Origin of the sequence: Myxococcus sp. NMCA1, assembly GCF_026810205.1 — a bacterium.
Lineage (GTDB): Bacteria > Myxococcota > Myxococcia > Myxococcales > Myxococcaceae > Myxococcus > Myxococcus xanthus_A.
Genome location: NZ_CP113950.1, coordinates 148,274 through 166,939, shown reverse-complemented (window position 1 = coordinate 166,939; position 18,666 = coordinate 148,274). Strand labels below are relative to the sequence as shown.

Below are 18,666 nucleotides of genomic sequence, written 5' to 3'. Positions count from 1 at the left end.
TCAGTAGAGCTTTCCGGCCCCGGCGAGGAAGTGCTCGACGATGGGGCTCAAGGAGAGGGCGGGGAAGAACGTGAGCGCGCCGACGATGACAATCACGCTCACCAGAAGACCGGTGAAGAGCACGCCGTGCGTGGGGAAGGTGCCCGGGCCCGCTGGCACCACCTTCTTGCCCACCATGGAGCCGGCGATGGCCAACGCGGGCACCATCATCAGGAAGCGTCCGCCGAGCATCGCCACGCCCAGCGTGATGTTCCAGAAGGGCGTGTTGGCGTTGAGGCCCGCGAAGGCGCTGCCATTGTTCGCCGTGCCGCTGGTGTACGCGTAGAGGATTTCCGACAGGCCATGCGGCCCCGCGTTGTTGAGCGAGGACACGCCCTGCGGCAGCACCGCGGCCAGCCCGCTGAAGCCCAGCGTGAAGAGCGGAAAGACGAGCACGTACAGCATGGCGAGCTTCATCTCCCGCGCCTCGATTTTCTTGCCGAGGTACTCGGGCGTACGGCCCACCATCAGCCCGGCGATGAAGACACTGAGCACCACCATGATGAGGATGCCGTAGAGGCCCGCGCCCACGCCGCCGAAGACGACCTCGCCCAGCTGCATGTTGACCATGGGCACCAGGCCGCCCAGGGGCGTGAAGCTGTCATGCATCGCGTTCACCGCGCCGCACGAGGCCGCGGTGGTGACGGCGGCGAAGAGCGCGGAGGCCGCGACGCCGTTGCGCACCTCCTTGCCCTCCAGGTTCCCAGCCTGCGCCACCTGTCCCGCGGCGCTCAAGGCCGGGTTCGCCTGGGACTCCGCCGCGTACACCGCTGCCACGCCTACGAGGAAGAGGACGGACATCGCCGCGAACAGGGCCCACCCCTGCCGGATGTCTCCCGCCATCTTCCCGTAGGTGTACGTGAGGGCCGCGGGAATGGCGAAGATGGACAGCATCTGCACCAGGTTGGTGAAGGGCGTGGGGTTCTCGAAGGGGTGCGCGCTGTTGGCGTTGAAGAAGCCGCCGCCATTCGTGCCCAGCATCTTGATGGCTTCCTGCGAGGCCACCGGTCCTTGCGCCAGCGTCTGGCTCGCTCCCTCCAGCGTCACCCCCTGCGAATAGGGCGCGAAGTTCTGGAGCACGCCCTGCGACACCAGGAAGAGCGCGTAGACGAGGCTCAGCGGCAGCAGCACGTAGAGGGTGGCGTTCATCACATCCACCCAGAAGTTACCCAGCGTCTTCTGCCCGTCCGGACCGAGCCGGCGGGTGAAGCCCCGGGCCAGCGCCAGCGCCACGCCGATTCCCGCGGCGGCGGAGACGAAGTTCTGCCACGCCAGCGCCGCCATCTGCGTGAAGTAGCTGAGCGTGGACTCACCGGCGTACGACTGCCAGTTGGTGTTGGCGGTGAAGCTGGCGGCCGTGTTGAACGCCAGCTCCGGCCCCACCGCTCCCAGCCCTTGCGGGTTGAGCGGCAGCAGGTGCTGCACGCGCTGGAGGCCGTAGACGATGAGGACACTGAAGAGGCTGAACGCCAGCAGCGAGCTCACGTAGGCCACCCACGTCTGCTCGCGCCGGTCCGCCGCGCCGCACAGGCGCAGCAGCAGGCGCTCCACGGGGCCCAGCACGCGCGGCAGCGGACGGGTGTCCCCTTCGAGGACACGGAAGAGATAGGCCCCCAGCGGCTTCGTCACCGCCAGCACCAGGGCGAAGAACAACAGGATTTGCGACCAACCGATGAAGGACATGAAGGGGGCCTAGAAGCGCTCCGGGCGGAGCAGCGCGTAGATGAGGTAGGCACCGAGCAGCACGGACAGGACGGCGCCAGCGGCGTATTCGAAAGTCATCGGGCAATGCCTCACAGGCGCTCGCAGCCGTGGACGTAGGCCCACGCGAGCGCGAAGAAAGCGGTGGTGACAAGAACGAGCACGAGGTCCATGAGATGGGGCTCCCGTTCAAAACCAGGCGACGGCGCTGAGCACCCCGAGCGTCTCGGCGTCCTCGAGCCTGGGCGCGCCATCCCCTCCCGTGGCGCGGCCGGTGAACACGTCTGCGGTGGAGGTGTCGCGGCGCGCCTCCATCTTGAGGACCAGGTGTTCGGCGGGCTTCAACTCCAGGGTGAGGGTGCCGCCCGCCAACGTCTGGACGGCACCCGTGATGAGCCCGTCCTCATCGCGATAGGCCTCCACCCGGGCGGCAACGGCCACGACGTCGGAGAGTTGCACCCGCGCGTTGAAGCCCGCCGCGTACCACAAGGCCGCGGACTGTCCGGAACGCGCCTGCCGGCCCACGTCCGCCGTGGCGGCCAGTGCGAAGGCGTGCGTCACCTTCCAGGTGGCCACGGCGTCCGCGAAGAGACGGAGGCCTCCGTCACCTTCATCCCCCACGAAGGTGTTGAGCGCGGCGGACAACCGTGGGCCGGCGTAGGCCACCTGCGTGCCCAGCGCCTTGCCGCGGTTGTTCTCCCCAATCGTCTGCCAACCATTGAGCAGGTGAAGCTGCGCGCTCCACGCGTCATCGAAGGTCCAGGTGCCCTTGAGGCCGGATTGGTAGTAAGGCGACAGCTCGCCCATCCACGAGCGCGTGTAGTTCCAGTTGAGCTGCGACTGGAATGACTCCAGACCGATGTGGCTGGGATAGACGCCCGCCTCCAGCGTCAGGGGCCCCGTCGCGTACGACACCGTGGCCTGCTGGAGATGACGCCACACCTCAGGCCCGATGGCTGGGCCTTCTGGCTCGGCCTGATGCAGCACCTCGATGCCGGTGCCGAAGCCCAGCAGCACCTTGAAGCCCACGGGCGCGGGCGCGAGCGACACCCCCAGCGACGCGAGGTTGATGGAGACCTCGTTGTCCCGCCGGGCAGTGGTGCCCGTGCCAGTGATGAAACTGGCACCGTCGGCGGGGCGATTGGCGTTGTAGCCGAAGTACACGTCCACCCCGCCTTCCACCTTCAGGCGAGACAGCAGGCCCGGGGCTTCGGCATCGGGGGACGGCTCCGGCGGGGGAGCCTGGGACAGCAACAGGGAGGACACCAGGGCTGGCAGTGGAGAAGGGAACATGGTCGTGCCTTCCCCAAGAGCACGCGCCGTGCCTGGCCACGGCTCACGCGCCCCCTGTCATTCCAGGGGATTGTGTGCCTGCTGCCATTCTCCAGGTTGCAACTTGCACGAACGGGCTCGAGAGCATCGTGCGAGCTGAAACCCCGCCGCCTCTTCCTGCCCCGCGAGGCCAGGGCCCGTCCTCACGTCGACGCAAGGTGAGCGGCACCCGCCCTGAATGACGGCTGTCCACCAACGCGGGACAAGCCGAGCCCACGCCGCGTGACGCCGGGTGCTTTCTTCCGCGCGCGTGCAAGCCCCTGAACGACGCAGGCCTCAGCCGTGGCTCATCCGAGTCACCCACTGGCTCAACGTACCGCTGCTGCTCATCATGGCGGCCAGCGGACTCCAGATACTTGTCGCCTATCCCATGCTCGGGCCGCAGGGACGGCCCTATGGATGGTATCCCTTCCAGGGCATCCCTCCGCCCGAATGGATGCGGCTGGGGAACTGGCTGGCCGGAGCCCGGCACTGGCACTTCGCCTTCGCGTGGTTCCTCATGCTCAACGGCGTGGCGTACGTGATCTACCTCGCCCTCAGCGGTGAGTGGCGCCGCCGCCTCTTCCTGCCCCGCCGCGATACACGCAACGCCCTGGACACGCTCGCCTTCTACCTGCGCGTGCGAAAGCACGCACCCGCGCAGGGGCTCTACAACGGCCTTCAGCGGCTGGCGTACACGGGCACGCTGGCGCTGGGCCTGCTCGCGGTGCTCTCCGGGCTGGTCCTCTACAAGCCCGTGCAGCTCGGCGCGCTCACTTCGCTGCTGGGTGGCTACGACGCGGCGCGCGCCATCCACCTCGTCATCCTGGCGCTGCTCGCCCTCTTCACCGTGGGCCACATCGTCCTGGTGCTGCTCCACCCGCGAAGCCTGGCGGAGATGGTGACGGGCGGAAGGAAGCCGGATGCCTAGACACCTCCTCACACGGCGCACGACACTGCTGGGCGCCACCGCGCTCTCGGCCAGCGCGTGTGATAGCAGCCGCCCTCGCGAGGGCTTCCTGGGCGTCATGGAGCGCTTCAACGCGCGCGCTCAGGCCGTGTTGTTCGACGAACGCCGGCTGGCGCCGGAGCTGCCACCCGAAGAGACGACGCCTCCCGGCAAGTTCCCCGAGTACTTCGTCTCCGACACGGTGCCGCTCGCGCCCGCGGGCTGGGCGCTCCAGGTGGGCGGACTGGTGGCGCGGCCCGGCGTGCTGACGCTGGACGCACTCCAGCGCCTGCCTCGCACGGACCTGCGCATTCGCCACCACTGCGTGGAAGGATGGAGCGCGGTGGCGTCCTGGCATGGCGTGCGCCTGAGCGAGCTGGCCCGGCACGTGGGCGCGGACACCCGCGCGGGCTACGTGGAGCTGCGCTCGTTCGACGCGGGCTATTACTCGTCCTGGGACCGGCCCAGCGCCTTCCATCCGCAGACGATTCTGGCCTACGGCATGAACGGCCAGCCGCTGACGCCCGGACACGGCGCGCCCCTGCGCCTCTATTCGGGCGTGAAGCTGGGCTACAAAATGGTGAAGTACCTCACCGAGGTGAACTTCCTCCCGGAGCCCACCGGCGGCTACTGGGAAGACCGCGGCTACGAGTGGTTCGCGGGCGTGTGAGGCCCCCTGAACTCGCCACCCTCCCACGACATCAACGACAGTCAGGCATTCACTCGCGGCATTTCAGAGCCAGCATCACGAGAACAACTCACAAGGAGACAGGGCCATGGGCCAGCCGCAAACGCACTCACTCCTGAGGGCATCCCTTTGCGGCGTCCTCGTCCTGGGCGGCTGCGATGCACGATATGCGGATGCCCCCCAGACGCAGGAGGTTGACGGACAGGCCGCTGGACTCAGCGACACCATGTGTGGCTACACCTGCCCCAGTCACTTCCAGACAATCGGAAGCAGTTGCAGGCCGGAGTGCGGTCCGTTCTGTCCCGAGCCCTATAACGTCAACGCGACGACGTGCACTCCCATCTGTGATTCCCGTGAAGGAACGCACGGGGAACTGGAGGCCGACTTCCGCTACCACGACGCGTATGCCAACGACGAGGACTGGTGCACCACACTGCCCACGACGTCTGCATCGACGGCTCGTACTACTACTCCCACCTACTCTCGAACTTCTTCTGCCACACCGTGGGAAGCAATGGCTCCTGCGGCGACCCCGACGCCATCTGGGAGGTGAACTGCCGGTCGCGCATCGACTGCGTCTACAACTGCGAAGGCGAGTGCGTGAAGACAGACTGCTGAGCGCGCCGGGCGCACGGCCGCCTCAACAGACACACTTCCGCGGGCGGAAATCCGACCAGGCAGATGGACGCAGACATTCACCACTGGTACGACCGCCCATCACTCCAAGAAACACCCTCCAAGGAAGAGGCGTTCGACCATGCAAGGAATGATGAGACTTTCGGCCCTGACCGCGGCGCTCTGCGGCATGTTTGTACTTGGGGGATGCAACCCCCAGACAGACGAAGAACCTCAAGGGTCCGGAAACGAGCTTGAACTTGGCGAAGCCGCGCAGGAATTGACGCTCTGTGGCACAACCTGCCCTGCAGGGCATCATGTGACGAGCCAGCTCTGCAATCCGACCGCCTGTGGCGGCTCGTGTAGCGGCACCCCCAACTACAATCAGGTCACTTGCGCCCCCAATACCGAGACGTTCTCGCAGTGTGATGGTGATTGCCCGAGCGGCTGGCAGGCGACGAGCTGGGGTTGCTCCTCGGCATGCGCCGGCTTCTGCAATGGCATCTACCTCAATCAAACCACGTGCACACGCGGTTGCGACCCGCGGGCTGGGACCTATGGCCGGAAGACGATCTACACCTCCGCCGAAAGCGAGTATGCCTATCAGGCCGGGTGGTGCGGCATTGGCACCGTCTTTCCCGCGATGTGCCATGAAGGAACCTACTACTACTCCCAGTCGCTCGAGACTCGGGGCTGCCTGCGGGCGGGGAGCAACGGCACGTGCCAGGCCCCCGATGCAGTGTGGCGGGTGACCTGCCGGTCGGTCGTTCAATGCGTCTACGACTGCGATGGAGCGTGTGTTCAGACGCACTGCTCATGAGGCTGGGGGACGGGGGCCGCTTCGACGGCGCCCGTCCCTGGCCGTCAAGGCTCAGACCTTGCTGCCGACGAAGCCACCACCGCCAAAGGGCGAGAAGCCCCGCTTGCGCAGCGCCTCGCGCTCGGCCTGGAGCGCGGCCAGCGCCTCGTCGCGGGTGGCGTAGTGATTGACGGCCGCGCCGTTGATGGCGCCGCTGGTGAGCACGAACATGCGCGTCATCTCGTCACCACCGAAGCGGTACGAGCGGTGCGTGTAGCGCTCCAACACCTCACGGCGCTCCTTGCCGAAGACTCGGCCAGCGGTGAACTTCACCACCAGCCCGTCCAGGTTGATGAGGAGGTCCACCCTGGACGGGTACTTGGAAAGGCGCTCCTCGACGTCCTTCCGCCAGCGAAGGACGTCCGCCTCATTCACCAGGATGCAGTCGGTGAAATACGCGGTGACGACGTCGTTCTGCGCGTCGTACTCGAAGGACATGTTCCAGGCCATCGTGCTGCCTCCTCGAAACCGGCGCTCAGACCGGCAGGGAGCCGGCGAGGAAGGCGGACACCAGCGCCGCCGTCTCCGCCGGGCGCTCCACCTGTGGGTAATGACCGGGGCCGGGAAGGTACGACAGGCGCGCGCCACGAATCCTCGACACCACCGCCTCCCGCAGGAAGGCCGCCGGCAGGAAGGCGTCGTCCGTGGCCAACACCAGCGTGGGCGCCGTAATCGAGGCCAGCTTGTCGGCGAAGCCACCCGCCGTCCACGCGTCGAAGACGTGCTCGATGGCCGCCGGGCTGACGCCCATCGAGTCCTTCACCAACGCCTCCAGGGCCTCCGGCGACAGCTGCTTGCACGCGAGTCCGAGGATGGTCTGCTTCTTCTCGCGGCTCTCCGCCGACGTGCGGAACAGCCCCGCCGCATCCGGAGGCAACGGCAGCCCCGCGGCGGGCACCGTGTTGAGGAGCACCAGCCCCTCCACGCGCGCCGGCACTTCCGCGGCCACCCACTTCACCAACTGGCCGCCCATGCTGTGCCCCACCAGCGTGAAGCGCGGCGCGTCCACGGCGTCCGCCACGGCCAGCACGTCGTGCGCCAGCGACTCCAGGCTGAAGCCTCCATCCGGGCGGCCCGACTGACCGGAACCCCGCATGTCCGGAATCACCAGCCGCAGCCCCGTCAGGTCCAGGCGCTCCACCAGCGCATCCCAGACGGCGCCTGATACCATCCAACCGTGGACCAGGATGACCGTGCGCGGACCCTCACCCACGACACGGTAGTGGAGCGAAGTCCCGTCTTTCGCTGAAGTCGTGGGCATTCCGTCTCTCCGTTGCAACGAGATAAAACAGGATTGTAGAAATCTACGGAAGCGCTAGCAAGCCACGGTTTGGGCGTGTTGACCAGCCCGACGCGGAGTGCGCGCGGCTCTGGCAGACTCCAGCACCACATGGTGGACGAACAGGCAGGCGCCACGGGCGCAGCGAAGCGCACGGTGTACTGCGAAGACGCACTCGTGTGGCTGGAGGCGCGGCCGGTGTTGGAGGGCAGCTCGGCCATCGCGTCCCTGCCGGACTGGTCCGAGTTCCCGTCCCTGTCGCTGGCGGAGTGGAAGGCCTGGTTCATCCGCGCCGCGGAGCTCATCCTCGCGCGCGTGCCGCCCGAAGGCGTGGCCATCTTCTACCAGACGGACGTGAAGGAAGAGGGCACCTGGGTGGACAAGGGCTACCTGGTGGCTCGCGCCGCGGAGGAGGTGGGCGTCGACCTGCTCTGGCACAAGGTGGTGTGCCGGCGGCCGCCCGGGACGGTGACGTTCGGCCGGCCCGCGTACTCCCACATGCTGTGCTTCTCGCGCGGCGTCCGCGTGGACATGGCGAAGTCCACGCCCGACGTCCTGCCCGAAGCGGGCGAGGTGACGTGGACGCGCGGCATGGGCGTGGAGGCGTGCCTCATCGCGTGCCGCTTCATCCTGGAGCACACGCGGACGCGGACGGTGGTGGACCCCTTCTGTGGCCACGGCACCGTGCTGGCCGTGGCCAACGCGCTGGGTCTGGGCGCGGTGGGCGTGGAGCTCAGCCGCAAGCGGGCGCGCAAGGCCCGCAACCTGCGCGCGGAGCTGATGGACGGCACGCTTGTCCTCTCGGGCGCCCATGGCACGGGCGCGCCCGGCGGCGAAGACGACGCGCTGTAGTCACATCCGCGGCGGCGGCGCCGGAACCAAGGCGTCCTGGGCGCCCGACTCCCGCGCCACGGCGGTCTCCAGCTCACCGATGAAGGCCGCGAAGAGCCGCTCTTCCAGCGCCAGCGCGGCGTCCAGCGTGGCGCCCACGGCGGTGAGGCGCGCGACACACGCGTCCTCGATGGTGCGCCGGTGGCTCTGCTCCTCGGTCACGACGCGCCCCAGCTCCTCGCGCACGGCCGGCTGGCGGGACGCGGCCTTGTAGAGCGGATACAGCACCATGGCGCGCCGCTCGATGGCCGTCGTCGTGAGCAGGTAGTGCAGGTAGACATCCGGCGCGCCCGTGAAGGACGTCGCCCAGGTGGCCAGCTCGTGGTCCAGCGCCTGGAAGTAGCGGCCCGCGGCCTCCGGGCAGAGGAACGTGGTGATTTCCGCGCCGGCGACCTCGGCGGACAGGCGCTTGAAGGCGAAGGCGTGGCGCGTCTCGTCGGCCAGGTGCTCCAGCACCTCCAGCGTCGGGTGCCGGTCCGCCACGGTGCGCGAAATCTTCCGCGCGCCAATGAACTCCATCAGGGACAGGGTGTGGAGCCAGCGCGCCTCCACGTCGGGCGTCTGGGCAAGCTGGCGGAGCACGGCCTGGATTCGGTCACGCATGAGGCCGTCCTCTAGCCCGGCGCCGGGCCCCATTGCGAGCCCGAAGACAGGCACAGCTCCGGAGAACGGTGTCGACGAACCCTTCCGGTCAGCTCGCGGCGGCGGCTTCAGCGGGCTTGCGCGATGTCGCGGAGCTGCCCACGGACGCCAGGATGATGCAGCCGATGGCCGCCCACTGCACCAGCGACAGCTGCTCCTTCAGCAGCAGCAGCCCGGACACGGCGGCCAGCGCCGGCTCCAGGCTCATCAGGATGCCGAACGTGCGCGTGGGGAGCGCCTTGAGGGCATACATCTCCAGCGAGTACGGCAGCGCGCTCGACAGCACGGCCACGCAGAGGATGAGCGGCAGCAGCGACACGTCCAGCAGCTTCATGCCCGCGTGCGCCACGCCGAAGGGCATGACCAGCAGCGCCGCGGTGAGCATGCCCAGCGACGCCGCCGTGCCGCCGTGGACGGCGCCTCCGGCCCGCTGACCGAAGAGGATATACAGCGCCCAGCAGGTGGCGGCCACCAGCGCCCAGAAGACGCCCATCCAGTCCAGCGCCCGCGACGTCTCCGACAGCGGAAGAATCAGCAGGATGCCAGCCACGGCCAGCAGCGCCCACACGAAGTCGAGCGCCCGGCGCGTGGAGAAGATGGCCAGGGCGAGCGGCCCGGTGAACTCGATGGCGACGGCGATGCCCAGCGGGATGCGCTCCAGCGCCAGGTAGAAGGTCAGGTTCATCCCGCCCAGCGCCGCGCCGTAGATGGCCACGGCCCGCAAGTCCTTGCGGGTGAGCCGCTGCCGCCAGGGCCGGAACACCGCCGCCAGGATGAGCGCCGCGAAGAACACGCGAAGCGCCGTGGCCCCCGCCGCGCCCAGCACGGGAAAGACTTGCTTGGCCAGCGAAGCGCCCGTCTGGATGGAGGCCATCGCGACGAGCAACATCAGGACCGCCACCGTGACTGGCCCCGGCTTCGTCAAGACTCGAGACATTCCGCACACCTCTTCCACCGCGCCCGCTGTCCATCCCGTATCACCCGCCTGCCCTGAAGGGTGAAGAGAACACGCTGGACAACACTCGCCTGGCCGGGAGTTTGACGGCGCGGGGGGGCCTTCGCTTTGCTCGGGGGTGAAACGACTGTGCCAGGCCCCGGGGGGGAGCCAGCATGACGCCAAGAGTCCGAGAAATCCGGTTCCATCCACTTCGCACGCGACGAGAATGCCCACCGCGCTGGGATGCCCGCACGGGCGCGCCCGCGACGCCGCGGCCTCGAAACCGCGCGGCCAGGCCAGCGCACGACGGCTCGCGCGGCGACACCGCCCGTGACAGCGCGCTGACGGCCTACCTGGCGCGCTGCAATGAGTTGGGCGCGATGGAGGGTCCGTTGGGTGCGCGCACGCTCAGCCCCGCACTGCGGCCCGTGCTGGAGGCCCTCCACCACGTGCTCGCGGGCGGCGAGGTGTCGGTGCAGCTGGTCCAGCGCGGCAACGCGGACATCGTCAACGAACTGAACCTCCGGGCCGAACGCGCCACCGAGGAGTCGTCCAGCCTGGGTACGGCGGGTGACATCCTGTCCGCCACCGTATGAGTCCGCGCTCCGCCGGGCGACAGGCCCTCCTGTCCTCGTTCCGGCGGTGGACGCGCGCCCAGGATGCCGCGGAGGTGCTGGCCGCCTCGGGCCTGGGCGCGTGGCTCGCGCTCTGTGCCTTCGTGCCGAGCCTGCTGGCCATGACGGCCTGGGCCCCCGGCGCGCGGAGCTTCTTCGGCATCCACTTCGGCACTGCGCTGCTGTGCGCCGCGCCCATGTTGACCAGCGGCGTCCTGTTCTCGCTCGTCCACCGGCGGCGGCGCCGCATCGAGCCCTGGGGCTGGGTGTGGCTCATCTTCAGCGTGGCGGCGATGCACTTCTTCGTGGCCGCGCTGATGGCGCTGTCGGCGCCGCCAGGGGCCGCCGTCCTGGCCTCGCTGTTCCTCTTCACCACCGCCTTTCATGGCCGCCTGCACCGGGTGACGCCGCGCCAGCCCTTCCTCGCCTTGGGCACCGCGCTGGCCCTGGCGCTGGCCTTGCCCCTGCGCGGAAGCGACGAACACCTGGCCCTCTTCGGCGTCATCGGCCCCGCGGCGCTCACCGCCCAGCTCTACCTGGGGACCTTCGCCGTGCAGCATGACCGGGCCCGCGCGGACGCGGAGCGCCTGCGCGCCGCCGTGCACGCGCAACTGCTGGAGCAGCAGGAGCGCGACGTGGGCCGCCTGTCGCAGGCGCTGTCGGAAATCCTGGGCTATCACCACGACATCGACAACGCGCTCATGGCGGCGGGCAGCGCGGCGGACATGCTCGCCGTGGTGGGCGCGCACCGCCCGGGCCCCGGCCGCACCGAGTTCGACGACCTGCTCCGGCAGCTCAACGACAACCTGACGCAGATACGGGACATGATGATGGACGCCCGCAACAAGGGGCGTCGCCATGCCGGTATGGAACCGGAGCCCGTGGAGCTGGCGCCGGTGCTGGACTCGGTGCAGGCCAGCGTGGGCCTGCGCTTCCCGGACGTGGACATCCAGGTGGAGGTGGAGCCGCCCTCTCCGCCCCTGCTCGCCCTGATGCGCGGCGGCGCGCCCACGCTGCGCCGCGTGGTGGAGAACCTGGTGCTCAACGCCTGCGAGGGCAACGGCGAGGAAGGCGCGGCGCGGGTCCACATCCACGCGCGCGTGGAGCCACTCAGCGGGCGCCTGGAGGTCACCATCTCGGATGACGGCCCCGGCTTCCCGCCCGGCCAGCTCGGCCGCCCCGCCGAGGCGCTGTACACCAGCAAGCCCCACGCGACGGGCCTGGGCCTCTACACCAGCGAGTGCCTGCTGCGCGCCAGCGGCGGCATGCTGCACCGGCAGAACGCGGCCGGGGGCGGCGCCGTGCTCCGCATGGTCCTTCCCAGGGAGTACCGATGAGCGGCGGAGCCCTGTACCAGGAGTCGCTGCGCGCGCTTCGCCGGCTGGGCTTGCCGGAGGTGTCGGAGCGAGACGTGCTCGCGGCATTGGAGGCGGCGCAGCCGGGTCCCCTGTCCCTCTTCTACGAGGCGGGCGCGGAGGCCGGCCTGCCTCGTGAGGCCCTGCTGGCGCGCGGCGCCGGGCTCTTCCTCAGCTTCAGCGCGGGCAACCTCGCCGACGACCTCATCGACGGCGAGTGCACGTACCACGACCCACCCATCCGCGTGGGGCCGTGCGTGCAGTTCATCCTCCAGAACCTGGCCTTCGCCACGCTGTGCGGCGCGCAGGCGCAGTTGCCGGGCCCGGTGTTGGAAGAGGCGGTCCGCACGCTGGCGGTGGCCGCCGGCCCGCAGGCGCTGGAGGTGCGCGCCAGTGAATGGACGGCGCCGTTGTTCCGCCAGGTGGCGGAGGGCATCGCCGGCCAGCAGTGGGCCGCGTACCTGCGCGTGTTGTGGGCGGGCACGGTGCTGGAGCCGCGCGCGGCGGCGGCGGGCCGGGTGTTGGGCGTGGCCGCGCACGTGGCGGAGGACATCCGCACGCGGGACGTGCGCTTCACCAGCATGCCCGAGGCGGACCGTCACGCGGTGGTGGATTGGGCGCGCGCCGCCGCGCGGGCGCTGCGCCGCCAGGACCTGCGCTGCCTGGACGCGGCGCTCCGCCGCATCGAACCGATGCTGCCAGAGGGGGAGTCATGAGAGCCGAAGCCGTGCAACCCGAGTGGAGACGCGACGAGGTGAGCGCGTACTACGAGGCGAAGACGGAGCGGCTGCTCCAACGCTACGGGCCCGGCCCGCGCGTGCACTATCACTCCGGGCTGGTGGACGTGGTGCCGCCGCCCGGCGCGCCCTCGGAGGTGCTGCGCGACACTGTCCATTTCGCGCAGGAAGCGCTGCTGGTGGAGCTGGCGCGCGCCGTGGGCCGCTTCCCGGATGGCGGAGAGGTGCTGGACATCGGCTGTGGCCTGGGCGGCGGCGCGCTGTACTGGGCCACCGAGCACCAGGCGCAGGTGACGGCGGTGACGAACGTCCCCTCACATGTCGCGCTGGTGCGCGGCTTCGCGGAGGCCGCGGGCGTGAGCGCGCACGTGCGCCCCATCCTCTGTGACGCCCTCTCCGTGCCGGGCCGCGCGGCCTTCGACGCCGTGGTGGCGGTGGAGAGCGCCTGCTACCTGCCGCGCTCCGAGTGGTTCCGCCGCACGCGGACGCTGCTGAAGCCAGGCGGCGTGCTGGCCATCGCCGACTGCTTCCTCTGCCGTCCAGAGCTGGCCCCCGGCTTTGACCGGTATTGGCGCACGCGCATCGGCTCGCTCGATGAGTACCTGTCCGCCGCGCACGCCGCGGGGTTGGAGCTGGAGGTGCGCGACGACGTGTCCTCACGCGTGGTGGGATTCTGGTCGCTGACGCTGGAATTGATGGTGCATGAGCGCGCTTCGGCACACCCCTCCCAGCATCCCCTGCGTGCGCTCGCTCAGGCCGGCCGCGGCGAGTCCAGCCGCGAGCACCTGCGCTTGCAGCAGGCGTTGATGGATGGCGGTCTGGAGTACGGGCTGCTCGTGCTCCGGCGGGTGGACTGAGGCCGCGACACCTCTGACGAAAGCCAGCCCCTGGCCGCCTGGCTGCAGCCCAGGCGTGCGTGCGCAACGGTCGAGGGGGCGGGGTGCAACACGCGAGGGTCGCCTCCAGCCTTGGGCCAGTCGCTACTCAGGGAGGAAATGCGATGCAGGCTTTCAATCGGTGGATGGTGCTCGGTACGGTGGCGGTGGCGATGTCGGTTACGGGATGCAGGGAACAGAACCGTGACCATAAAGGGACGACGACCACTCCGGGCATGGAGGGCACCGGCGGTAGCGGCCAGGGCAAGCAGCCGCGCCCCAGCGACGGCACCGGCGGCACCGGCGGCTCCGGCCAGGAGATGCAGGGCTACGACGCCGGCACGGGCGGCTCTGGGATGATGAACGAGGACGCCGGCACCGGTGGCTCCGGGATGATGAACGACCACAACACCCAGGACACCGGGACGCACAGCCCCGAAGGTCAGCAGTAGCCCGCCTGCTCGCGACCCGCCGCGAGCAAGCAACCCACGGGGTCCGGGATGCTCCCGGGCCCCGCTCCGCTTCTGGGCCCTGGCTCGGCTCTGTCCTACCCGTCACACCCGTTCTGGCGGCGAGTCGACGCCACCCAGGCACAAAGGGCGGGGTCGCTGTCGGCCAGCGACCGAGCGTCCGGGCCGGAATGTCGGGTCACCCGCCCGCATCGGGTACGTTGTGCGGCGCGCCATGCCCTTCAAGTTCGTTCATGCCGCCGACCTGCACCTGGACACGCCTTTCCGAGGCGTCGCGACCCAGGGGCCGCTCCTGGGACGCTTCCAGGATTCGACGTTCCGAGCGCTCGCGCGCATCACGGAGGTCTGCCTGCGAGAACGGGTGGCCTTCCTGCTCCTCGCCGGAGACCTCTTCGACGTGAAGGACCGCTCGGTGCGCGCGCGGCTGGCGCTGCGACGCGAACTGGGCCGGCTGGACGCGGCCGGCATCTCTACCTTCATCGTCCACGGCAACCATGACCCGCTGAGCGGAGACACCGGCGCGCTGGGGCTGCCGCCGTCAGTGAAGGTGTTCGGCCCGGACTGGGAAGAAGTGGAGGTGAAGCGCGAGGGCCGGCGACTGTGCCGCGTGCAGGGCATCTCCTATCCGGACGTGGAGGTGCGCGACGACCTCTCCGCGCGCTTCCGCCGCACCGGGGATGGCTTCAGCGTGGGACTGTTGCACGCCAACCTGGGCGGCGCGGAGGGCCACGCCAACTACGCGCCCTGCACCACCGCGGGGCTGGGCTCGCGCGGGCTGGACTACTGGGCGCTGGGCCACGTCCACACGCGCGCCGAGCACATGCTCCCCGGCGGCGGCGTGGCGGTGTACCCCGGCAACCCACAGGGCCGGCACGCGAACGAAACCGGCCCGCGCGGATGCATGTTGGTGGAGGTGGAGGACGGCGGCATGCGGCGGCGCTTCATCCCGGTGGACGGCGTGCGCTGGCACAAGCTGGAGGTGCCGCTGACCGGCGTCAGCACGCTGGACGGACTGCTGGCCACGGCGATGGAAGGCGTGGAGGCGCGCTGCGCGCCCGAGTTGGACGGCCACGCGGTGCGCCTCACCCTCACCGGAAGAGGTCCGCTGCACCGCGAGCTGGCCCGCCCTGGCGCGCTGGCACAGCTGGAAGTGGACCTGCGCGAACAGCTCGCGAGGAGCCACCCACCGGTGCTGCTGGAGTCGCTGCGGGACAGCAGCCGGCCAGAGGTGGACCTGGAGGCGGTGTGCGCGGCGGGCGGCTTCGCGCGCACGCTGCTGGATGAGGTGGGCTTCCTCGCGGAGGACCCGGAGGCATTGGCGCGGTTGTGGGAAGAGGAGACCCTGGGCGCGCTGGGCCAGCGACTGAAGCGACTGGGCGTGGACGCGCTGGACGCGCCCCGCGCGGAGTGGGTGGTGCAAGCGGGGCTGCACGGCGTGGAGTCGCTGCACGAGGAGGAGACGTCATGAAGCCGGGGCTGCGCATCGACGCGCTGCGCGTGCTCGGCTTCGGCCGCTTCTCTGGCCTCGCGCACGACCTGGGGCCGGGACTGCACCTGATGTACGGACCCAACGAGGCGGGGAAGAGCACGCTGCTGGCCTTCCTGCGCAGCATGTTGTTCGGCTTCGAGAAGCGCGGCCAGCCGGAGCGCTACGAGCCGGCCCACGGCGGCGCGTTCGGCGGCGAGCTGACGCTGACCACCCACGCGGGACCGCTGCTGGTGCGGCGCATCGCGAGCCGGCGCTCGTCGGAGGGCGAGCTGTCGGTGCGCGACGCGGAGGGGAAGGAGCTCTCGAAGGAGTCGCTGGAGAGCGCGCTGGCCCACGTGTCTCGCGAGCTGTTCTTCGACGTGTTCGCCTTCCGCCTGGATGAGCTGGCCGGCTTCGAGCGGCTCACCGAGCAGCGAGGTGCCTCCGAGGCCCTGGTGGCCGCCAGCATGCGCGGTGCGCGCCGGTTGCCGGAGGTCATGGACCAGCTCCGAAAGAGCACCGAGGGCATCTACAAGCCCAACGGCGTGAAGCCTTCGCTGAACGAGACGCTGAAGGCCCTGGAGGACGTCCAGGTCCGGCTGCGACAGGAGGGAGACCGGCCCGCGCGCTACTTCGCGGAGAAGGAGCGGCTGGGCGCGCTGGTGGAGGAGCAACGGACGCTCGAAGCGGAGCTGCTGGAGACGGGGACTGGACTGGAGCGGCTGACGCGACTGGAAGCGGCGCTCGGAGACGTGGCGGCGCTGGCGCAGGCCCGGGCCGAGTTGGCGACGCTGCCCGCGCTGGAGACCTTCCCCGAGGCGGGTGAGTCGCGGCTCGAGGACGGCCTGCACCGGCGCAGGAGCTATCGCGCGGAAGGCGCCCGGCTGGCGGAGCGACTGGCCACGGTGGAAGCCGGACTGGAGCGGCTGTCCGCGCCGTCCGGGGTCCGGGGTCGCGAGGAGGCGCTGAGCCAGGCCCTGGCGGCGTACACCGAGGGCGCCGCGCTGCTGCGCGCCCTGCCCTCCCGCCGGGCCGCCCTGGCGGAGAAGCAGCGGCAGGTGGAGCTGGCCTTGCGCGAGCTGGGCCTGCCCGTGGATGGCCCCGGCCTGCTGGCGCTGGACTTGAGCGTGAGCGTCCGCGTGACGCTGGAGGAGTTGGCGCTCCGGCTAGGAGCGGCCGAGGTCGCGCATCGCGAGGCGGAGGGCGCATGGGCCCGCGCCGTCTCGGAGCGTGAGCGGCTGGATGGCGCGCTGGCGCGGGTGGACGCGGAGCTGTCGACGCTGCCGGAGGAGCGGGCATCGCGAGTTCGCCAGCAACAGGCGGGGCTGGGACGGCTGCGCACCGTACGCGCGGAGATGGAGCGCCTGTCGGAGCAGCGGGCCGAAATGCACCGGCAATTCGAGAGCGTCCGCACCCAGGGCGAGCCGCAGGCGACGGCGGCGGTGCTGCCCACGTGGTGGGTGCCGGCGGTCGCGGCGATGGTGGTGGCGCTCGCGGTGACGGCGTGGCTGCTGGCGGGCAACGTGGTGGGCGCGCTGTGCCTCGTGGGCGGACTGCTTCTGACGGGCGTGCTGGAGCTGGCCCGGCGCCGCGTGGAGACGGCGCGCGACGCGGACGTGGAGGCTCAACGCGCGCGCCAGCGCTGGCGGCAACAGGAAGAGGAGCGGCTGCGAGCGGCCTTGATGAGCCTGTCCGCGCGGGAGGAACTGCTGCACCGCGAGTTGCTGGCCGCTGCGGCCGAGGCCGGACTCAACCTGGTGGCGACGGCGGCGGACATGGCGGCGCGGGAAGCCGTGCTGGCGGATGCGCTGGAGCGAGCGGGACGGCTCGAGCAACTCCAGCGGGAGCGGGAGACACTGCACGCAGAGCACACCGCCGCGCGACGCGAGGAGCACCGCGCGAGCGATGCGGTGGGAGAGGCGGAGTCGCGACAGGAACAGTTGGGCGCGGAGCTGACGGCCCTGCTGTCCGAGCGGTGCTTCCCCCCCACCCTGGCCGCGTCCGCGGCGCTGACGCTGTGGCGGGACGCGGCGGCGCTCCGCCAGCGGCTCCTGGACGTGGGCGCGGAGGAAGCCGCGCTCACTGTGGACGCGCAGGTCTGCGCCCTGGTGACGTCACGGCTGTGGGCGGAGGCCGTGGTGGCGGAGCTCATCCCAGGCGCGACGGAGGCCCGCGAGTTGGACGCCGGTGTCATGGAACCCCTGGCGTCGCGGGTGGCGGCGGCGCTGGAAGCGGAGCGCGCGCAGAGCCTGGAGCGCAGGACGCTGGAAGAGCGGCGGCACGAACTGCGCGCGGAGAAGGCGCGACTGGACGGGCTGTGCCACGACGAAGAAGCGGCGTTGGCGACGCTGCTGGCCGAAGGTGGCAGCGCCGACGAGGAGACCTTCCGCCGCCGCGCCGCGCAGGCGCGCCGCTACGTGGAGCTGACGGGCCGGACGCGGGAACTGTCGCACCGCATCGAGGCGCGCACGGGCCTGTCGGAGACACCCGCGCGGCAAGCGCTCATCGACGTGGGCGGCGAGCAGGGCCTGCGCGTGGAACTGGAGTCCCTGCGCGACAGACAGGCGGAGGCCCAGGACCGGCTGAAGGCGGTGCTCACGGAGCGCGGCGCGCTCAGCCACCAGTTGGAGCAGTGGGAGAACGACGACGCGCTGGCGAAGCTCCGCATCGTCGAGGAGTCCCTGCGCGCGCGGGCCGCCGAGCTGGCGAAGCAGTACGCGGCGGACCGGCTGACCCTGGCACTGCTGGCCCGGGCCCGGCGCCGCTTCGAGGAGGAGCAGCAGCCGCGGGTGGTGCAGCTCGCCTCGGAGCACTTCGCCGCGCTCACCCAGGGCCGCTACCAGCGCGTCTTCATCCCCACGGGAGAGGAGCGCGAGCTGCGCGTGGGTGATGGCCAGCGAGACTGGAGCGCGGCGCAGCTCTCCCGAGGGACGCGTGAGCAGCTCTACCTCGCGTTCCGGCTGGCGGTGGTGCGCGACTTCGGCGAGACGCGCGGGGCGCTGCCGCTCATCGTCGACGACGTGCTGGTGAACTTCGACCCGGAGCGGGCGCGAGGAGCCATCCACCTGCTAGCGAAGCTCTCCGAGCACCAGCAGGTCATCGCCTTCACCTGCCATCCCTGGCTGCGAGACGCCTTCGCCGCCGAGGGCGCGCGGGTGCAGGCGCTGGACGCATCCACGAGTGAACCGCCCGCGCCGGTGTCCGTGCTGAAGACGGGCTAGCCCAGCGAAGCGCCA

General features: G+C 70.4%; 18 protein-coding genes. 11 read left to right on the top strand and 7 right to left on the bottom strand.

Annotated features, from left to right (window positions below; translation table 11 throughout):
• The 3 genes from kdpA to OZ403_RS00690 all read right to left on the bottom strand — a co-directional run bounded on the left by kdpA (position 1) and on the right by OZ403_RS00690 (position 3,033).
• The gene (kdpA, locus tag OZ403_RS00700; protein WP_268783244.1) at positions 1-1,722 is read right to left on the bottom strand and encodes a potassium-transporting ATPase subunit KdpA; all 1,722 of its coding nucleotides are present in this window, start codon (positions 1,720-1,722) and stop codon (positions 1-3) included.
• Between the two features lie 9 nt (positions 1,723-1,731).
• Positions 1,732-1,821: a K(+)-transporting ATPase subunit F gene (gene kdpF / locus OZ403_RS00695; RefSeq protein WP_140786629.1), complete on the bottom strand. Its 90-nt coding sequence runs from the start codon at positions 1,819-1,821 to the stop codon at positions 1,732-1,734.
• A gap of 108 nt (positions 1,822-1,929) precedes the next feature.
• Positions 1,930-3,033, bottom strand: coding sequence for an outer membrane beta-barrel protein (locus tag OZ403_RS00690; protein WP_268783243.1), 1,104 nt, complete (start codon positions 3,031-3,033; stop codon positions 1,930-1,932).
• Positions 3,034-3,322: 289 nt separating this feature from the next.
• Between OZ403_RS00690 and OZ403_RS00685 the strand changes: the two genes are divergently transcribed.
• From OZ403_RS00685 to OZ403_RS00675, 3 genes are all read left to right on the top strand, one after another.
• Positions 3,323-3,982 carry a cytochrome b/b6 domain-containing protein gene (locus OZ403_RS00685; protein WP_268783242.1) on the top strand — a complete coding sequence of 220 codons (660 nt, stop codon included), beginning with the start codon at positions 3,323-3,325 and terminating at the stop codon, positions 3,980-3,982.
• On the top strand, positions 3,975-4,670 hold the full coding sequence (locus OZ403_RS00680) for a molybdopterin-dependent oxidoreductase (protein WP_140872968.1): 696 nt from the start codon (positions 3,975-3,977) through the stop codon (positions 4,668-4,670). The genes OZ403_RS00685 and OZ403_RS00680 overlap by 8 nt, the downstream gene beginning before the upstream one ends.
• Before the next feature lie 441 nt (positions 4,671-5,111).
• Entirely contained in the window at positions 5,112-5,306 is a 195-nt protein-coding gene (locus OZ403_RS00675) for a hypothetical protein (RefSeq protein ID WP_268783241.1), read from the top strand.
• 868 nt (positions 5,307-6,174) lie between these two features.
• Here the strand turns inward: OZ403_RS00675 and OZ403_RS00670 are convergent.
• The gene (locus OZ403_RS00670; protein ID WP_140786624.1) at positions 6,175-6,612 is read right to left on the bottom strand and encodes a hypothetical protein; all 438 of its coding nucleotides are present in this window, start codon (positions 6,610-6,612) and stop codon (positions 6,175-6,177) included.
• Positions 6,613-6,637: 25 nt separating this feature from the next.
• A complete protein-coding gene (locus tag OZ403_RS00665; protein ID WP_268783240.1) occupies positions 6,638-7,423 on the bottom strand; it encodes an alpha/beta fold hydrolase in 786 nt (261 codons plus the stop codon).
• 129 nt (positions 7,424-7,552) lie between these two features.
• Between OZ403_RS00665 and OZ403_RS00660 the strand changes: the two genes are divergently transcribed.
• Complete coding sequence (locus OZ403_RS00660) at positions 7,553-8,293, top strand: SAM-dependent methyltransferase (protein WP_268783239.1); 741 nt, start codon at positions 7,553-7,555, stop codon at positions 8,291-8,293.
• Here OZ403_RS00660 and OZ403_RS00655 read toward each other — a convergent pair whose 3' ends face one another.
• Together OZ403_RS00655 and OZ403_RS00650 are read right to left on the bottom strand one after the other, a co-directional pair.
• Positions 8,294-8,935, bottom strand: coding sequence for a hypothetical protein (locus OZ403_RS00655; protein ID WP_268783238.1), 642 nt, complete (start codon positions 8,933-8,935; stop codon positions 8,294-8,296).
• A gap of 88 nt (positions 8,936-9,023) precedes the next feature.
• Entirely contained in the window at positions 9,024-9,911 is an 888-nt protein-coding gene (locus tag OZ403_RS00650; RefSeq protein ID WP_140786620.1) for an EamA family transporter, read from the bottom strand.
• A gap of 173 nt (positions 9,912-10,084) precedes the next feature.
• Between OZ403_RS00650 and OZ403_RS00645 the strand changes: the two genes are divergently transcribed.
• From OZ403_RS00645 to OZ403_RS00615, 7 genes are all read left to right on the top strand, one after another.
• Positions 10,085-10,507, top strand: coding sequence for a hypothetical protein (locus OZ403_RS00645; RefSeq protein WP_268783237.1), 423 nt, complete (start codon positions 10,085-10,087; stop codon positions 10,505-10,507).
• Entirely contained in the window at positions 10,504-11,862 is a 1,359-nt protein-coding gene (locus tag OZ403_RS00640) for a sensor histidine kinase (protein ID WP_268783236.1), read from the top strand. Before OZ403_RS00645 ends, OZ403_RS00640 begins: the two co-directional genes overlap by 4 nt.
• Positions 11,859-12,596 carry a hypothetical protein gene (locus OZ403_RS00635; protein WP_140786618.1) on the top strand — a complete coding sequence of 246 codons (738 nt, stop codon included), beginning with the start codon at positions 11,859-11,861 and terminating at the stop codon, positions 12,594-12,596. The genes OZ403_RS00640 and OZ403_RS00635 overlap by 4 nt, the downstream gene beginning before the upstream one ends.
• Positions 12,593-13,474, top strand: a complete 882-nt coding sequence (locus tag OZ403_RS00630) for a methyltransferase domain-containing protein (protein ID WP_140786617.1) — start codon at positions 12,593-12,595, stop codon at positions 13,472-13,474. Before OZ403_RS00635 ends, OZ403_RS00630 begins: the two co-directional genes overlap by 4 nt.
• Positions 13,475-13,617: 143 nt before the next feature.
• Positions 13,618-13,944 (top strand): hypothetical protein, encoded by a 327-nt coding sequence (locus OZ403_RS00625; RefSeq protein ID WP_268783235.1) that lies wholly within the window; start codon positions 13,618-13,620, stop codon positions 13,942-13,944.
• 232 nt (positions 13,945-14,176) lie between these two features.
• Positions 14,177-15,430, top strand: a complete 1,254-nt coding sequence (locus tag OZ403_RS00620) for a metallophosphoesterase family protein (RefSeq protein ID WP_174259962.1) — start codon at positions 14,177-14,179, stop codon at positions 15,428-15,430.
• On the top strand, positions 15,427-18,651 hold the full coding sequence (locus OZ403_RS00615) for an AAA family ATPase (protein ID WP_268783234.1): 3,225 nt from the start codon (positions 15,427-15,429) through the stop codon (positions 18,649-18,651). Before OZ403_RS00620 ends, OZ403_RS00615 begins: the two co-directional genes overlap by 4 nt.
• Positions 18,652-18,666: the final 15 nt, after the last annotated feature.

Coding starts and splice junctions, on each gene's coding strand:
- kdpA (WP_268783244.1), bottom strand. CDS start 1,722: ATGTCCTTCATCGGTTGGTCGCAAATCCTGTTGTTCTTCGCCCTGGTG.
- kdpF (WP_140786629.1), bottom strand. CDS start 1,821: ATGACTTTCGAATACGCCGCTGGCGCCGTCCTGTCCGTGCTGCTCGGT.
- OZ403_RS00690 (WP_268783243.1), bottom strand. CDS start 3,033: ATGTTCCCTTCTCCACTGCCAGCCCTGGTGTCCTCCCTGTTGCTGTCC.
- OZ403_RS00680 (WP_140872968.1), top strand. CDS start 3,975: ATGCCTAGACACCTCCTCACACGGCGCACGACACTGCTGGGCGCCACC.
- OZ403_RS00670 (WP_140786624.1), bottom strand. CDS start 6,612: ATGGCCTGGAACATGTCCTTCGAGTACGACGCGCAGAACGACGTCGTC.
- OZ403_RS00665 (WP_268783240.1), bottom strand. CDS start 7,423: ATGCCCACGACTTCAGCGAAAGACGGGACTTCGCTCCACTACCGTGTC.
- OZ403_RS00660 (WP_268783239.1), top strand. CDS start 7,553: ATGGTGGACGAACAGGCAGGCGCCACGGGCGCAGCGAAGCGCACGGTG.
- OZ403_RS00655 (WP_268783238.1), bottom strand. CDS start 8,935: ATGCGTGACCGAATCCAGGCCGTGCTCCGCCAGCTTGCCCAGACGCCC.
- OZ403_RS00650 (WP_140786620.1), bottom strand. CDS start 9,911: ATGTCTCGAGTCTTGACGAAGCCGGGGCCAGTCACGGTGGCGGTCCTG.
- OZ403_RS00645 (WP_268783237.1), top strand. CDS start 10,085: ATGACGCCAAGAGTCCGAGAAATCCGGTTCCATCCACTTCGCACGCGA.
- OZ403_RS00640 (WP_268783236.1), top strand. CDS start 10,504: ATGAGTCCGCGCTCCGCCGGGCGACAGGCCCTCCTGTCCTCGTTCCGG.
- OZ403_RS00635 (WP_140786618.1), top strand. CDS start 11,859: ATGAGCGGCGGAGCCCTGTACCAGGAGTCGCTGCGCGCGCTTCGCCGG.
- OZ403_RS00630 (WP_140786617.1), top strand. CDS start 12,593: ATGAGAGCCGAAGCCGTGCAACCCGAGTGGAGACGCGACGAGGTGAGC.
- OZ403_RS00625 (WP_268783235.1), top strand. CDS start 13,618: ATGCAGGCTTTCAATCGGTGGATGGTGCTCGGTACGGTGGCGGTGGCG.
- OZ403_RS00620 (WP_174259962.1), top strand. CDS start 14,177: ATGCCCTTCAAGTTCGTTCATGCCGCCGACCTGCACCTGGACACGCCT.
- OZ403_RS00615 (WP_268783234.1), top strand. CDS start 15,427: ATGAAGCCGGGGCTGCGCATCGACGCGCTGCGCGTGCTCGGCTTCGGC.